This window comes from Rothia sp. P13129, assembly GCF_048512865.1.
Taxonomy (GTDB): Bacteria; Actinomycetota; Actinomycetes; order Actinomycetales; family Micrococcaceae; genus Rothia.
The window spans coordinates 93,495-110,635 of sequence record NZ_JBLXYA010000006.1 but is presented as its reverse complement, the minus strand read 5'-3'; the positions used below and the strand labels follow the sequence as shown (position 1 = coordinate 110,635).

Genomic DNA, 17,141 nt, shown 5'->3' with positions numbered 1-17,141 from the left:
CCCTTTTCTTGATGATGTGGTGTTAGCTTCTGTAGAAGCTGACACCACATTTTTATGTCGTGATACAGAAAATGTGCGTTGGTGTTGTGTGAGTGGATAGCACAAAGCCCCTTGACCTATCACCGATAGGTTAAGGGGCTTTGCCTTATGGTTGTTCTTCTATTTGAAGAGAACCTTTAGGAAGTTTTAGCCACCGGTAGAGATGTCACCAGCGGAGCGGGGAGCTCCTGACGGCGTACGAGAACCTTCGCAAGTGCCATAAGTAATTGGCTGGTTGTTACCATCATCGCCGGTTGGATCAGGTAGCTTGTTACCGTTAAAGTAAATCTCGGTATCTTGGTTGTAACGAGTAGAGTTACCAAGGTAGGAGAACTTAATGGTGGGGTAGCATGAGCCATCAATACGAACCGGCTTGTATTGACGGTCATTAACCTTGCCGTTACGACGAGGAATGGTAACAGTGAGACCATAGGAATCAGTTCCGTTGGATGAGCTAACTTTAATTGTGCTACCTGGGGTAATGTTAGATGAGTTAGATGAAGAGCTGCTATCCCAAAGTAAGCTAGCGATACAGTTAACTTCACTGGTAGAAATTTCTTGGTTTGCCACAAGAGTAACAGTGAATTTACCGTTGTCGGTGTTGGAACGCTCTGGAGGAGTTACTGAGAGAGACCAACGACCGCTCTTAGAGTAGTTAAGGCCGGGAACACGAGCGCTTGTAGCGTCGAATACCCAGCTAACAGTATCGCCTTTTTTCATCATGCCGTTTGGTGTGATGACAGAGAGACCAATAACAGTTCGCTGCGCGTTAGCGTTGCCTGATCCAAAGAAAATGTCACAGATGCCACCATAAGGTTTATCTGTAGAAGACGCGTATGCGGGAACAACAGCAGAAGCAGCTACAACAGGAGCTGCCCATGCTGCACCCTTAGCCAGGGTACGGCGTGAAATTTGAGTCATAAGTATATTTCCTTCTCAAAAAGATGCTAAGTGAGGATAATCGGGATACGTCACCAGTTACGCCCTCTAACCTAGAGAATACGAATGTGCACTAGGGTGCATACTCTTTGAGACCTGCATGAGCAGGGCACTCAGCTATTTAGGGGACAGAACTGGTTTCCGACTAATAATATCAGCGAATCCCCAGAAATAAAGAGGTTCATTCTGGAAATATCCCCCGAATGGCCGATAAAAATATAACTTTTAAGAAGAATACTGCCCCCTAAAAACCCACAGCCTAGAGCGTTGGAAAGTGGGTTTTTGTAGAAAATTTTGATTTTGTGTTAAGTATGAGCACGTCAAGCGATAGAAAATCTGATGTTTAACACTGAAGGAAATTTGGGTTCAAGCACAAAAGCCACCCATGGCACTGCGTCTTGCAACGTACTATGAGTGGCTTTGTGATTTTAATATCATTTTGGGCAGGGGTGGGTTGAGAGGCCTAGTATCCTCTCGTTGTCTGCTTTCAATAACCTGTTATTAAGTTCTATTATCGAAGAAGTTTTAGACTCGACCGTCCTGATTTGGATCCCATTTTGAAGCACCGCGACGCTTGTCGGGAGAAGCACGGTCGATAGAGTCGTAGTCTACAACTAAGGTGTCTCCTTGATATCCGCGAACAATGACCTTGTCTGCGCGTCTGTTTCCAGGGAAGAGTCCTGTAAGGCCTGTGAAAATTTTGAAACCTACGCTCAGTGTTCCGCGCTTTGCGCCACGCTTATCAACAAACTCAGGAGTATCAAACGTAATGGTTTCTACGCCAGTCTTTGAATCGTATTGAACTGGTGAGACATTGGTACGTGGAAATTCAGTAGGAATTGCTGATCCTCCACCGTCTCCGGCAAGGTCTTCAATCTTAAAATCACGCTTTTTGGTGATGGTCTTATCGTCATCGTTCGGCACTGGAACGATAGTAACTTCCCAACGCATGGGTGGAATTGTTGACCCTACGGGGATGAGGAAATGGAAGTTTCCTTCTCTAATGGATGAATGTGAGCCTGCGTCTCTCTGGTCAATATAGAAAGGCCCGCATGAGCCGTCTAATTGGCATGTTGCAAGAATATTTGAACTTGCTGCGTATTGTGGCACTCCGGTTGAGCTACGCACGGTAGGCGCTGCCCAAGCGGGAGTGGTGGCGACGGCAAGGGGTGCAGCAATCGCTGCACCTTTTGCGAGGGTTCGTCGCGAAATGTGTTGAGTCATGGTGTATTCCTTAGAATGCTCTCATTAGCGGTGCGGAAATATAAAATAATCAATAATATATTGAAATAAATATGAAGTTATGGTGCCGTGTTATCTATTGTCACCACGCTTTGTTGAGTGGTTCATATACTGTCCCTTAAATATGAGTACCCTATTTGGTGGACAACGATAACACCCTCAACGCTAATGAATCCCTTCCGAATATTCAGCCTGTTTCGTGCTTATTACGCAAGACTTAAGGGATTTTTTAATAAAAAGCAGTCTCTTTTTAGGGGACAAACTTTCAATATAGAAAATAGTGATTGAAAATTAATATTAAGTTTCTGTGAGAATCCTCGGTGCGAGTAGTGAAAAAGCATTTAATGAATGTGTAACACGTGTAAAAAATATCCATTTTTACGAAAATAAATATAAAAAATAGACTAAAAATGTATCTTTAATTACATGCGTATATATTGATTTTTGACGTTGATACCGTTAACTGACGAATCCTGTAGCGATAACAAAGGGAAGCCTCACAAAACTCCCACCACAACACCAAAGCGCGCTACATTAGAAAAATGGCAGAAAAACCCGCACTAGCACTTCTCGACGAATCTGGCCCCGTCATCGGAACACGCATTAAACACCTCACCGAAGAACTGCGCCAATTCCGCAGAATCGTTCACCAAAACCCAGAACTCTCGTTCAAAGAACACCACACCACAGAGCGAATCATTGCCCGACTACAAATCGCCGGTATGAGTCCCCAGCGCTACAAAAACACCGGATGCTACGTAGACATTGGAGAAGGCGCCATCGCCGCCGCACTACGGGCAGATATTGATGCGTTACCTATCAACGAATACACCGGCTTAGACTACAGCTCCACTCGCCCCGGCATTATGCACGCCTGCGGTCACGATATTCACCAAACCGTCATGCTCGGAGTCGCGCTAACACTCTGGGAAATACATCAACAAAGCCCGCTCGCCCGCACTATTCGCATCATCTTCCAACCGGCTGAAGAACAACTCCCCGGTGGAGCCGTAGAAGTTATCGCTCAAAATGCGTTAGAAGGAGTCCCACGCGCCTTCGCTTTACACTGCGAACCAAAAGTGGATGTCGGAAAAATTGGAACCCGCATCGGTCCCATCACCTCAGCCTCAGATACCATCAAAATACGACTCACGGGACGAGGCGGGCACACATCGCGTCCACACCTCACAGAAGACCTCATCTATGCGATGAACCAAATCGCTATCAACGTCCCCGCAGTTCTCTCGCGACGAATCGACGTGCGCTCAGGCGTACTCCTCGCATGGGGGCAAATTCAAGCAGGTGTTGCACCCAACGCAATCCCCGCCGAAGGCTACCTTGCCGGAACGATGCGTTGCCTCGACGCCCAAGCCTGGTACCAAGCCGGAGAAATCCTCGACGAAGTGGTCGAACAAGTTGCAGCACCTTATGGGGTCACCGTTGAGCTAGAACATATCAAGGGAGTACCACCAGTTGTAAACACCGAAGACGAAACAACCATGGTCGAAAACGCGGCACGAGCAGAACTTGGCGAAGACTCCGTTGTTCTCGTCGAACAATCTATGGGCGGAGAAGACTTCGCATGGATGCTTCAAAAAGTTCCCGGAACTATGATACGACTAGGAACAAGAACCCCCGGCGGTATCACCTATGACTTGCATCGAGGAGACTACAACCCCGACGAAAGAGCTATCGGGTACGGGGTACAAGTCATGGCCTCCACGGCACTACGAGCCGTACGCTGGGAAATCGCAAAACGTTCTGCCGAACAATTCCGAACAAGCAACACCTACTAAATAACCACAGAAAATAAGTGTTACAGGAAGAAAAAATTGAACCAGAAAAGAGATAGTGGCTAGGCTAAACCCTGAACACTCACCAACGCGGACAGATAACAGTACCCCGCCCCACGGAGTGTGATACGACATAACCACGTGTGACCCATTACTATATAACGTATATACCGCACTCTCATCCTCAACAGAGCTAGGACGGCAGAACCTTTCTGGCACACCATGAGTGCACCCCCACTCAACACATCATGAAGGGACGACGATGACCAATCGTAAACGTTTTGCAGCAACAGGTTCAGTCCTGGGTATCTCAGCTATGCTCCTTGCAAGCTGTGGTGCAGCACCCGAAGCATCCTCCGGCGATGCACAAGCTAAAGACTCCAACTTCAAAGGCTGCATTGTCTCCGACTCCGGCGGTTTCGAAGACAAATCCTTCAACGAAAACTCCTACGCTGGACTCAAAGCAGCAGAAAAAGACTACGGCATTCAAACTGCACAAGCAGAATCAAACTCCGAGTCTGAATTTGGTCCTAACCTCACCAACATGGTCCAAGCAGGCTGCAACATCATCGTCACCGTTGGATTCTCACTAGCAGACGCAACTAAAGAATACGCAGAGCAGAACCCCGACATCAACTTCACCATCGTTGACTACGGCGACATCGACGTTAAAAACGTCCGCCCCATCGTCTACGACACAGCACAAGCAGCTTTCCAAGCCGGCTACCTTGCTGCAGCACAGAGCAAGAGCGGTAAAGTCGCAACCTACGGTGGTCTAGAAATCCCCACCGTTACCACCTTCATGGACGGCTTCGCACAAGGCGTTAAATACTACAACGAACAAAAGAACGCTAACGTTCAGGTGCTCGGCTGGGATCACGACTCCAAGAGCGGAACCTTCACCGGCGACTTCTCCGACCAGACCAAGGGCAAGACCAACACCCAAAACTTCCTTGACCAAGGGGCAGACATCATCCTGCCCGTAGCAGGACCAGTTGGTGCAGGTACCCTTGACGCCGTGACCGAATACAACTCAAGCCACCAAGACGCACCCGCATCTGTTATCTGGGTAGACTCCGACGGCTACGAAACCAACCCGAACTACCAAGACATCATCCTCACCTCTATCCAGAAGAAGATGAAAGAAGCTGTAGAATCCACCATCCACGACAGCCTCGAAGGCAAGTTCACCTCCGAAAAATACGTTGGAACCCTCGAAAATGACGGTGTTGGACTCGCTCCATTCCACAACTTCGAATCCAAAGTCTCTGACGAAACCAAGACTGAACTTGGCACCATCAAAGACAAAATCATTTCTGGCGAAATTACCGTTAACACCGACGGAAAACCACAGAAATAAAACCTTATAGGGCTCAGTGGCTGGCACTCAGAGGGACACCTCTTCGTGCCAGCCGCTCAGCGCTTAAAACTCCACCACATATTCACACGGATAACCCCGCTCAAACGCTGAGAGAACCAACCCCAACCCTCACCAGCAGAGTCTGAGCAATGACAAGAAAGCACATCGATGAAACTCGAACTGCGAAAAGTCACAAAAAAATTTGGTGATTTTACCGCAAATGACAGCATTGATTTAGTCGTAGAACCAGGTACTGTCCATTGCCTACTCGGCGAAAACGGTGCCGGAAAATCGACACTCATGAACGTCATCTACGGACTCTACGAACCCACCGACGGGCAAATCCTCATCGACGACAAACCCGTTGAATTCTCCGGCCCCTCAGACGCCATGGCGGCCGGCATCGGCATGGTACACCAGCACTTCATGCTTGTACCCGTCTTCACCGTCGCAGAAAATATTGCCCTCGGCTCAGAAGAAACGCGCGGAACCGTTCTCAACCTCGAAGCAACCCGCACCAAAATCCGTGAAATTTCCCAACGCTACGGGTTCGACGTCGACCCAGACGCCATCGTTGAAGACCTCCCCGTAGGTGTGCAACAGCGCGTAGAAATCATTAAAGCGCTCGTACGAGACGCCGAAATTCTCATCCTTGACGAACCCACCGCCGTGCTCACCCCCGCAGAAACTGACCAGCTGCTCGGCATCATGGATCAGCTACGCAAAGACGGTAAATCACTCTTATTCATCTCTCACAAACTACGAGAAGTACGCGAAGTATCAGACCACATCACCGTCATCCGACGAGGAAAAGTCGTCGGCACCGCTGACCCCAGCGCCACCACCGACGAACTCGCATCCCTCATGGTCGGAAAAGCCGTCAAACTCGTCGTCGACAAAGACACCCCACAACTAACTGACGCAAACTTCACTGTTGAAAACCTCAACCTCATCTCTGACCAAGGCGTACCACTTCTCAAAAACGTCAGTTTCAACGTTCGCGGAGGCGAAATCCTCGCCATCGCCGGTGTACAAGGAAACGGGCAGACTGAACTCGCTGAAACTATCATCGGGCTACACCCTAAAGCGCACGGTTCGATGAAGCTGGGGGAGACCGAACTCCTCGGCAAAAATACTCGACAAGTACTCGACGCAGGCGTTGGCTTCGTCCCAGAAGACCGAAATGTCGACGGGCTAGTAGGTTCCTTCTCTATCGCAGAAAACCTCATTCTCGACCTCTACAATCGTAAAGAATTCTCCCAATACGGCACACTGCGCAACAGCGAAATCGCTCAGAACGCAGAAAGAGCCATCAAAGAATTTGATATTCGTGTTGGATCACAACACGATGCAGCCTCAACGTTATCTGGCGGTAACCAACAAAAAATTGTGGTTGCACGAGAACTCACCCGAGACCTCAAACTCTTTGTCGCATCACAGCCAACTCGCGGTGTAGACGTTGGATCTATCGAATTTATCCACCAAAGAATCGTTGAAGAACGAGACAAAGGCGTACCCGTCATCATTATCTCTACAGAATTGGACGAAGTACACGCCTTAGCAGACCGTATTGCCGTCTTCTTCCACGGTGAACTTATGGGCATTGCACCACCTGAAACGCCACGTAACGTCTTGGGTATGATGATGGCTGGAACACCCTATGAAGAAGCTCTCAAAGCGGCAGGGGAAGTTTCTACTACAGATAAGAACACTCCCCAAACACAAACCCCCGAAACCGAAAATATCCCCTGGGCAGAAGGAGACCAAGCATGAGCGCCGAAGGTAAATCCACCGTCGCAGAAGCCACCGATACAGTGCTCACCGCCTCCGAAACAGTACCACCGGCACACACACAACCTTCCGAAAAAGAAAAACTTCCTGTACTGACTCGTATACTATCCGGCTCCGTCAGCTTGTCCTTTTTCGCACTACTTGCTGCACTCATCGTCGGTGGTATTCTTATCGCGGTCACTGACCCCGCAACACAAAAAGCCTCACGCTACTTCTTCGCCCGCCCCCTAGACACACTCAGCGCCGGCTGGGAAGCAGCAACCAATGCATACCTCGCATTATTTAGAGGCGCTATTTTCAACTATGAAGCGAGCACCTTCACAAAAGCGATTTACCCGCTGACCGAAACACTCACGGTAGCAACACCACTTATTTTTGCTGGTCTTGCCGTAGCAATCGCATTCCGTACCGGACTCTTTAACATCGGTGCACAAGGACAAATTATCCTTGGCGCAATTGTTGCCAGCTACGTTGCTATCAACTGGCACCTACCCAGCTACTTACTACTACCTTTTATCGTCCTTGGCGGTATCCTTGGTGGTAGCCTGTGGGGTGGTCTCGTCGGATTACTCAAAGCAAAAACTGGTGCGCATGAAGTCATCCTATCCATCATGCTCAACTACATTGCTGCGAACCTACTTCTCTTCCTCCTCAAAACACCACTATGGCAACGCGAAGGAAGCTCAAACCCCATTTCACCTGTATTAGCAGATGAAGCAATCTTCCCCAGAATCTTTGGACAAAGCTTCCGTCTTCACGCCGGATTTATCCTCGCGTTACTGGCTGTCCTCTTTGTCTCGTGGCTGATTAACCGTTCAACTATCGGATTCAAACTCCGTGCGGTAGGGGCAAACCCTCATGCTGCAAAAACTGCGGGCGTATCTGTTGCTAATGGATACATTATTGTGATGGCTATTGCTGGTGCGCTAGCAGGTCTTGCCGGTGTCGCCCAAGTATCTGGAACCGAAAAAGTCTTGAGCACCGGTATCGCTTCCTCCTATGGTTTTGACGCTATTACTGTGGCACTTCTTGGACGAGCAACACCCGTTGGAACCCTTCTGGCAGCTCTTCTCTATGGGGCACTTCGAGCAGGTGGTGTGACCATGCAAGTCAGTACCGGAACGTCTGTAGACCTTGTCGACGTGGTTCAGGCACTGATTGTGCTCTTCATTGCTGCACCACCACTGGTACGAGCCATCTTTAGGCTTCCAGACCCCGACAAGCCCAAAAAGAAGAAAAAAACTACTCAGTCCGCGGAGGCAAAATAATGAGCACGACAGCTGTTATCGACACCGCAACACCACAAGATACCGTGCTCGTACGTCACTGGAAAAACACGTGGATTTTCGGCACGCTAAGCGTCATATCGCTACTAGTTCTTGCCTTGAACGCTCCTGCCTCACACGTGGTACTTGGCCTGTCCACCAAAAATGACGTCATTCAACTTCCGGCGCTGAACCTATCAACGCCAACAACGGGTTGGGTTGTTACCGCCGTCCTCATTGCCGTCACCTTATGGTGTGCTAAGCTCACGTTCTCCGGTAAGAAAACACCGCTATACCTCTCAGCTATTTTTTGGTTCTCTTTTATCTTTGGCGTACTCATCTGGGCTATTGGCTCTGCACGTATGACCGAAATATCGTTGATTACCATCCTTACCGGTGCTGTTGCACTCTCAGTCCCCATGATTTTTGGTTCGATGGGAGGACTCCTTTGCGAACGCTCTGGAATTATCAACATTGCGATTGAAGGTCAACTTCTTTTTGGTGCATTCTCTGCCGTACTTGTTGGTTCTATGACAGGAAACCCGTGGATTGGTCTTATCGCAGCGATGGTCGGCGGTATGCTCGTATCCTTCCTACTAGCAACTTTCTCCATTAAATATCTTGTTGATCAGACCATCGTTGGTGTTGTGGTGAACGTCCTCGTCTCCGGACTTACCGGATTCTTATACTCCCGTGTACTCCAACAAGACGCAGCACACCTCAACTCGGCTCCTCGTCTACCTAGCTTTGAAATTCCGGTTCTTTCACAAATCCCTGTGATTGGTCCAGTATTATTCAACCAGTCCGTTATCGTGTACTTGATGTACATTGTGGTTGGTACGATTTGGTTCTCTCTGAACAAAACACGTTGGGGGCTTCGTACCCGCGCGGTTGGCGAACATCCCCAAGCTGCAGATACCCTTGGCGTCAACGTGAACCGTCTACGCTTTAGCAACGTTATGATTGCTGGCGCTGTTGCTGGTATGGGTGGAGCATTCTTCACCCTTGTTGCCGTCAGCTCCTTCAACGCAGATATGACAGCAGGACAAGGCTACATTGCGTTGGCTGCTCTCATCTTTGGACGGTGGAAACCACTTGGTGCACTCAGCGCATCACTCCTTTTCGGTTTCTCCCTACAGATGCAGTTCATCCTTTCTGGACTCGGAACGGATATCCCTACTGAACTATTGGCTATGCTCCCTTACGTCGTAACGATTCTTGCAGTGGCTGGTCTGGTCGGTCGTTCGCGTGGACCTGCAGCAGCCGGTAAAGCGTACACCAAGGGATAACCGCCCTCGGTCTTATGAGAAAATACTAATGATGAGGTTTCGATAGTGCACACTGTCGGAACCTCATTGTGCCCTCTGGCACCATATGCACATCTTCACCCCTGCAAGGACCCCAAGCATGAGCCAACGTGAAACCCTAGAACACCCCATCAACTGGGAAGAACTCACAGAGCATGCCACCTGCGCGATGAAAAAATCCTACTCACCGTACTCACACTACGCAGTAGGAGCAGCTGCTCTCACCGACGACGGCAGAATCATCACCGGTTGCAACGTCGAAAATGCGTCCTTTGGGCTTACCTTATGTGCTGAATGTTCCCTCATCTCAGAGCTTTTTAGAACAGGTGGAGGGAAAATCCTTGCCTTTACGTGTGTGGATAAAAATGGTGAAGCACTCATGCCTTGTGGACGGTGCAGACAACTACTCTACGAACACAGCACTAAAGATATGCTCATCAAAACAGTGAGTGGAATACTTTCTATCGAACAGATGCTTCCCGACGCTTTTGGTCCTGAACGGCTCTAAAAATATTCACACTTGACCTCACCTAACACCTTTGATGGAGGAAAACACATGTCCTACGAACCATTCGACGCTGTAGACGTCATCCGCACTAAACGAGATCGCGAAGAACTCACGAAAGAACAAATCGACTGGGTTATTGATGCATATACGCGTGGAGTCGTCGCTGACGAACAAATGAGTGCACTTGCTATGGCGATTTTCTTGAACGGAATGAGCGCTACTGAAATTCAACAGTGGACCCAAGCCATGATTAACTCGGGTGAACGACTCGATTTCTCCTCTATTGTTGGTGCCGGTAAGAAAATTGCAACCAGCGACAAACATTCTACCGGTGGTGTAGGAGATAAAATCACGCTGCCACTAGCACCATTGGTAGCAGTATACAACGTTGCTGTTCCGCAGCTATCTGGTCGAGGACTAGGGCATACCGGTGGAACACTCGATAAATTAGAGTCCATCCCCGGTTGGCAAGCATATTTGAGCAACGAACGAACTCTCGAAATACTCTCGGACGAAGGCGCTGTTATTTGTGCTGCCGGAAGTGGACTAGCCCCAGCAGATAAAAAACTTTATGCGCTACGTGATGTCACCTCCACGGTAGAGGCAATACCGCTGATCGCAAGTTCTATCATGTCTAAAAAAATTGCTGAAGGAACAGATTCTCTGGTACTTGACGTTAAAGTTGGCTCCGGTGCTTTTATGAAAGACCTCGACTACGCACAAGAACTAGCACGTACTATGGTGCGTTTAGGAACAGACGCCGGAGTCAAAACAACAGCCTTGCTCACCAACATGGACACGCCCTTGGGGCTGACCGTTGGCAACGCGTGTGAAGTGGAAGAATCTGTAGAAGTACTTGCCGGTGGGGGACCGTCCGATGTCGTTGAACTAACGGTGGCGCTTGCCCGTGAAATGCTCCTTTCATGCGGTATCGATGAAGATCCTGCTGAAGCTCTTGCCGATGGCCGAGCTATGGATAAATGGCGCGCCATGATCAGTGCACAAGGTGGCGACCCCGATGCTGCATTACCTCAAGCTCGTGAAACTCACACTGTTTATGCAACAGACAGCGGTGTGCTAACTCGTCTCGATGCGTTGAGCGTGGGTGTTGCTTCTTGGCGTTTGGGCGCTGGACGAGCTCGTAAAGAGGACCAAGTACAAGCCGGTGCTGGAATCCGTCTCCACGCTAAACCAGGAGACACTGTGCGTGCTGGCGAACCCCTCATAACATTGATGACCGACACTCCCGAACGCTTTGAACGAGCGCTAGAATCCTTAGAAGATGCTTATACTATCGGCAAAGAATATGAGCCTCAACCGCTGATTCTAGGTAAAGTGAGTACTGAACAGCAGTAAACTACCCGTAAGAACACTCATAGTTCGCACCGAAGAAAGAGAACATCATGGGACTTTTTAGCCGTCGCAAAGACAAGAAAGCTGCTGAATCGGCAGCGACAACAACACCGGAAGCACAACCTGTTGCGCAACCTGCAGAACCAGCAACGCCGGTGCAGGAACAGGTACCAACCCCTCCCGTAGAAGAAAGCACCTCTACTCTTATAACCTCTGAAGAGCTCAATGAACAGAGTGCTCTTCACTCGCTGATTTGTATGATGCAATCTAAAGGTGATGGTCAGCTGACCCTTGACCTGAAGCAAGCAGGCAACGACATGTTGTTGAGCTTTGAAGAGAACGGTAAAAAAGTAGAAGAAACCATTGTTGTTCCTGGAAACCCTTGGTTCGAAAACGTTGCGGCACTCTACACCGAAGAAGAAAAAAGCCCGCGCGGTGCATGGACTCGTGCACTCATCATTCTCTTAGGGACTAATGCTCAGGTCTCTTACCTCAACTCAAAGAATGAGACCTCTTGCAACCTGCATTATCAAGTGGAGGAAAAGGCGAACGAGCCAGCAGAGAAAACGTCTGCTACAGAAGCTACAGAAGTAGCTGGAGCAGACGTATCATCTGAAAATCAGCAGAACGGCATTGCCGATGACTCTCCTCTTGCACGCGTTTCAGAACGTTTTGAAGCAGCACAGTCAACAGAAAAAACTGCTGTCGCGCATAACGTCAACGCAGAAGAAGCTACACAAGAGAATAGTTCTGCAACATCAGTAACCGATGCTCACGACTCTGTCGAAGAAACATCATCTGTTGCTAAAAATATCGAGACTGAAACTTCACCAGCTGAGGAAAACACCGCAGCGGGTACCGTGGCTGAGCCAGCAGACGATGCCACTCACAACCCTGCTCGTGATGTTGTAGAAGAATCTGAAGAAACCTCAGAGGCAGCTACAGCTGAAACTGGTGCAGAAACTGGTGAAGATGTCCCTCAGGGCGTTAAAGAAAATACTGCATCAGTGGTTGCTCCGCAGGCTCAAAGCACTGAACAAACAGCTCCAGAAGCTGAACGGGTTGAACCTCATGCGCGTTTGGCTGTTGCCCGCCCATCAAATACTGCGAGTGTAGAAACAGCAGCTGATACCACCACAGAAGCTACTGAAAATTCTGCAGGGGACGCTAAAACTCCAACCACAAATACCGAAGCCAGCGAGAACACTCCTCCTGTCCCATCTGAAGACGCAGAATCAGCAACCCACCACTCAGATGCAGAGACCTTCACTTCCGCACATGATATTTCGCTGGTCAGCGCGTCACTGCCAGAACACGTCGATGACGAGTGGGAAGAAGAGGAACCAGATACTCTTATTGGTTCCTCAGCTACCAACTCTCGTGGAACAGACCTCCCTGAGGCCGCTCAAGGCGTAGACGTAGCACCCTCCTACAACAACCCCACAGAAGAGGTGCAACCGCCTTCTACCACCGAACTAGCAGAAGGAAATCTCGTCCTCACCGAAGCACAGGTTGTTGCTCGACTACTTAAAGCACAAGAACAACTCTTCGGAGAAAACGGGACAGCACGGGACGTCTCCACCGTACTTATTCGCGTACGAGCCCTCGGCTCCTACTACGACGCACTAACACACGTACGACGTAACGGCTTCTGGGATCAACAACGAACCTTCGACCTCATCCCTGAAGATGTTCTTGCTATTTTGCAACTCAAAGCAGATTCCTATAAAGAAGGCGCGGGCTCCCCACTAGCGATGAGCCTACGTTTCACCCCTGGAATCCCTCCGGTAGCGTCCTTTAGCTACAACGATGAAGGCGCCTTCGCTAAATACCAGGACACTCTACCTGCACAGCAATATGTTGAAGAGCTCAGACTCTTCCCCCGTACGGGAGCAAACATTCCTGAACATATGAATCGGGCGCTTGCTTCATGGACTCTCTAAACCTTTAGAGCATAGAACGCTGTCGAGAAACTCCACTAGTGGGGCTACTCGGCAGCGTTTTCGTATCGACGTAAATACTCGTATCAGGAAAGAACATCACCTATGACACAGCACGATGAGCAATGGATTCAAAAACTACCAAAAGTATGTCTACACGATCATCTCGATGGTGGTCTGCAACCACAAACAATGATTGATATTGCACAAGACATTGGGTATGAACTACCCAGCACAGAACGTGAAACTCTCCAACAATGGTTCTTTGACGCCGCAAATTCTGGCTCTCTTGACCGCTACCTTGAAACCTTTACTCACACTTTAGCTCTCATGCAACGAGCAGAAGATTTGCAACGTATTGCTCAAGAACATGTTCTTGCGTGCGCGGCAGACGGTGTGATTTATGCAGAGGTCCGATGGGCACCAGAACAGCACCAGCGTGCAGGTCTTAGCCTTGACGAAGCAGTCCGTGCTGTTGCTACAGGACTCAACGACGGTATGGAAATGGTAGCTCAAGCAGGCGGAAGAGTTCTTGTTAACCAGATACTTTGCGCCATGAGAGACCGCAATAATTCACGGCAGATAGCAGAACTTGCTGTTAAATATCGCACCTTAGGTGTGGTAGGTTTTGACCTTGCCGGTGCAGAAGAAAACCACCCTGTAGAGCAACACCGTGAAGCTCTAGATTATCTTGCAGAGAATTTTATGCCGGTCACGATTCATGCCGGTGAAGCTGAGGGGCTACGCTCGATTCGCTCTGCATTATTGGTGGGACGTGCCCTACGCATCGGTCATGGCGTACGTATTACCGAAGACTTTTCGTATACAACGGTCGGGGAGATTGACCCCGAGGGGAAGATGATGCCCCAATCACCCAAAGATCAGAAAATTCTTCAGCTTGGTGCGCTCGCTAGCTGGGTTAAAGATCGTCGTATCACGTTGGAAGTGTGTCCTTGTTCTAATATTCAAACGCGTGCCGCTTATGCTGTTGAACATGGTGTGGTTGATTCTGCTCGTATCGCTGAGAATCTTTCGGAACACCCCGTCAATGCTTTGCGTGAGGCTGGTTTTGCTGTGACCATTAGCCCCGATAATCGTTTGATGAGCGGTAGTAGTGTTACTGCTGAATTTGTGCATTTGGCGAATATTTTTGGGTATCAGGTGCAAGATTTCTTTGAACTAACAACTAATGCTATCGAAGGTGCTTTTATTTCGATGGAGGAGAAACAGCATCTAATGCGTGCTGTTCAGGGTGCGTATATGAGTGTTTTTGAAGAGCAGAATCGTGTCGCTCAGGAGCAGGAGTAGTCATGGCAGAGCAACGTATTATTCCGCAGGGTGCGCCGGAAGCGTTTGAGCGTTTGATTGAGTTGATGGATACTTTGCGTTCTGAGGGTGGCTGCCCTTGGGATGGGAAGCAGACACATCACTCGTTGGTTCGGTATTTGATTGAAGAATCATATGAGGTAATTGAGGCTATTGAGTCTCAAGAGCAAGTGAACTATGAGCTTTTGAAAGAAGAGCTGGGCGATGTGCTTTTGCAGGTTCTTTTTCATGCTCGTATTGCTGGTGAGCGTAGCGTAGAAGAGGGCGGTTTTAGTATCGCCGATGTTGTTGAGGGGCTGAACCAGAAACTTGAGCGTCGGCATCCTCACGTTTTTGGTGATTCTTCTGCTCACTTGCTGAGTGATCAAGAGGTAACTGCTCAGTGGGATGAGCTGAAGAAGCAGGAGAAGCCGGAACGTTTATCTGTTTTTGATGGTATTCCTCCTCATCTTCCGGCGTTAGCTTTAGCAGATAAGGTGATTTCTAAGGCTGATAAGGGACAGGTGTCGCTTGATGTCGCTGGTGTTGCCGCTGATGGAGGTGAAGAATCGGCTTGTGCTGTGGAGTTGTTTGAGATGGTTCAGCGTGCTCGTGCTCAAGGGATTGATGCTGAAGGTGCGTTACGTCGTTTAATGTATGCGCTGATTCAGTCGTCTGAGAAGTAATGTGCTGTGCGGTGTTATCTGCCGCTGATGTTGTTATTCGTGGGAATGTCTTTGGGTGGATAGGGGAGTAGCGTAGGAAAATATCTCAAAGATATTGGTGGGAATTATTGAATCCCTGTGTGCTTATGTGGGTTTCTTTGGTAAAATCGTAGCTGAACGTACGCTCACGTAAGTGCGCACTAGTGAAACTTGCCTGAGCTTACTCATAGCCAACCAATCTAAGCTTCAAGGAGCATATTCATGGCTTTAATTACAGCAGTTCACGCACGTCAGATTCTCGATTCTCGTGGAAACCCTACCGTTGAGGTAGAGGTTCTTCTCGAAGACGGCGCATTCGGTCGCGCAGCAGTTCCCTCCGGTGCATCTACCGGTGAATGGGAAGCAGTAGAACGTCGTGACGACGACAAATCCGTCTACCTTGGCAAGTCTGTTCTTGGTGCTGTCGGTGCAGTCATCGACGAAATCGCTGAAGAAATCATCGGCATCGATGCAACTGACCAGCGTGCACTTGACGCTGCAATGATTAAGCTTGACGGCACAAAGAACAAAGGTAAGCTCGGCGCAAACGCTATTCTTGGCGTATCTTTGGCCGCTGCAAAGGCTGCTGCAGAATCTGCAGACCTTCCGCTGTTCAAGTACCTAGGCGGACCTAACGCACACGTTCTTCCTGTTCCTATGATGAACATCCTTAACGGTGGTTCTCACGCAGATTCCAACGTTGATATTCAGGAGTTCATGATTGCTCCTATCGGTTTCGATACCTACTCTGCAGCATTGCAGGCAGGCGTTGAGGTATACCATGCACTCAAGTCTGTTCTCAAAGACCGCGGTCTTGCAACCGGTTTGGGTGACGAAGGCGGATTCGCTCCTAACCTAGAGTCAAACGCTGCTGCTCTTGACCTCATCATCGAAGCAATCGAAAAAGCTGGCTACAAGCCCGGCGAAGAAATTGCTTTGGCACTAGACGTTGCCTCCTCTGAGTTCTACAACGACGGCGCATACGAGTTTGAAGGTCAGAAGAAGACCGCTGCAGAAATGTCCGCATACTATGCAGACCTCGTCGCTAAATACCCACTCGTCTCCATTGAGGATCCTCTCGATGAAAACGACTGGGAAGGCTACAAGAACCTCACCCAAGAAATCGGCGACAAAGTACAGATTGTGGGCGACGACCTCTTCGTCACCAACCCAGAGCGCCTAGCTCAGGGTATCGAATCTGGTGCTGCAAATGCGCTGTTGGTGAAAGTCAACCAGATTGGTTCTTTGACTGAAACTCTTGACGCTATGGAAATGGCACAGCGTCACGAATACCGTTGCATGGTTTCCCACCGCTCCGGTGAGACCGAAGACGTCACCATCGCAGACCTCGCTGTTGCAACCAACGCGGGCCAGATTAAGACCGGTGCGCCTGCACGTTCTGAGCGCGTTGCAAAATACAACCAGCTTCTACGCATTGAAGAAGAACTGGGCGACGCAGCTGTTTACGCTGGGGCATCTTCATTCCCCCGTTTCAAAGCATAGAGTTTTCTGTTTCCGCGAGGGAGCTAAAAACTCATAGATAGTATCTCCACCAAGAGAGTCTCTGATATGGAGCTTTCTTGGTGGAGATACGT

13 protein-coding genes are annotated in these 17,141 nt (G+C 49.2%); 11 read left to right on the top strand and 2 right to left on the bottom strand.

Translation table 11 applies throughout. The features are described 5' to 3' along the window. Positions 1-186: 186 nt before the first annotated feature. The gene (locus ACN081_RS05720) at positions 187-960 is read right to left on the bottom strand and encodes a hypothetical protein (protein WP_419107218.1); all 774 of its coding nucleotides are present in this window, start codon (positions 958-960) and stop codon (positions 187-189) included. A gap of 543 nt (positions 961-1,503) precedes the next feature. Beyond that, entirely contained in the window at positions 1,504-2,202 is a 699-nt protein-coding gene (locus ACN081_RS05715) for a hypothetical protein (RefSeq protein ID WP_419107217.1), read from the bottom strand. A gap of 560 nt (positions 2,203-2,762) precedes the next feature. Here ACN081_RS05715 and ACN081_RS05710 point away from each other — a divergent pair. From ACN081_RS05710 to eno, 11 genes are all read left to right on the top strand, one after another. Further along, positions 2,763-4,016, top strand: a complete 1,254-nt coding sequence (locus ACN081_RS05710) for an amidohydrolase (protein WP_419107216.1) — start codon at positions 2,763-2,765, stop codon at positions 4,014-4,016. Positions 4,017-4,275: 259 nt separating this feature from the next. Continuing rightward, on the top strand, positions 4,276-5,373 hold the full coding sequence (locus ACN081_RS05705; RefSeq protein ID WP_419103391.1) for a BMP family lipoprotein: 1,098 nt from the start codon (positions 4,276-4,278) through the stop codon (positions 5,371-5,373). A 168-nt stretch (positions 5,374-5,541) separates the two neighbouring features. Beyond that, positions 5,542-7,146 carry an ABC transporter ATP-binding protein gene (locus ACN081_RS05700; RefSeq protein WP_419103390.1) on the top strand — a complete coding sequence of 535 codons (1,605 nt, stop codon included), beginning with the start codon at positions 5,542-5,544 and terminating at the stop codon, positions 7,144-7,146. Further along, positions 7,143-8,432 (top strand): ABC transporter permease, encoded by a 1,290-nt coding sequence (locus ACN081_RS05695; protein ID WP_419103389.1) that lies wholly within the window; start codon positions 7,143-7,145, stop codon positions 8,430-8,432. The genes ACN081_RS05700 and ACN081_RS05695 overlap by 4 nt, the downstream gene beginning before the upstream one ends. Further along, positions 8,432-9,718 carry an ABC transporter permease gene (locus tag ACN081_RS05690; protein ID WP_419107215.1) on the top strand — a complete coding sequence of 429 codons (1,287 nt, stop codon included), beginning with the start codon at positions 8,432-8,434 and terminating at the stop codon, positions 9,716-9,718. The genes ACN081_RS05695 and ACN081_RS05690 overlap by 1 nt, the downstream gene beginning before the upstream one ends. Positions 9,719-9,836: 118 nt before the next feature. Then, the gene (locus ACN081_RS05685; RefSeq protein ID WP_419103387.1) at positions 9,837-10,244 is read left to right on the top strand and encodes a cytidine deaminase; all 408 of its coding nucleotides are present in this window, start codon (positions 9,837-9,839) and stop codon (positions 10,242-10,244) included. 48 nt (positions 10,245-10,292) lie between these two features. Continuing rightward, a complete protein-coding gene (locus tag ACN081_RS05680; protein ID WP_419107214.1) occupies positions 10,293-11,600 on the top strand; it encodes a thymidine phosphorylase in 1,308 nt (435 codons plus the stop codon). Between the two features lie 47 nt (positions 11,601-11,647). Next, positions 11,648-13,540, top strand: coding sequence for a hypothetical protein (locus ACN081_RS05675; RefSeq protein WP_419107213.1), 1,893 nt, complete (start codon positions 11,648-11,650; stop codon positions 13,538-13,540). A gap of 102 nt (positions 13,541-13,642) precedes the next feature. Then, on the top strand, positions 13,643-14,845 hold the full coding sequence (locus ACN081_RS05670) for an adenosine deaminase (protein ID WP_419107212.1): 1,203 nt from the start codon (positions 13,643-13,645) through the stop codon (positions 14,843-14,845). Positions 14,846-14,847: 2 nt separating this feature from the next. Next, entirely contained in the window at positions 14,848-15,528 is a 681-nt protein-coding gene (locus ACN081_RS05665) for a MazG family protein (protein ID WP_419107211.1), read from the top strand. Between the two features lie 240 nt (positions 15,529-15,768). After that, positions 15,769-17,049: a phosphopyruvate hydratase gene (gene eno / locus ACN081_RS05660; RefSeq protein ID WP_419103382.1), complete on the top strand. Its 1,281-nt coding sequence runs from the start codon at positions 15,769-15,771 to the stop codon at positions 17,047-17,049. The last annotated feature ends 92 nt before the right edge of the window (positions 17,050-17,141 follow it).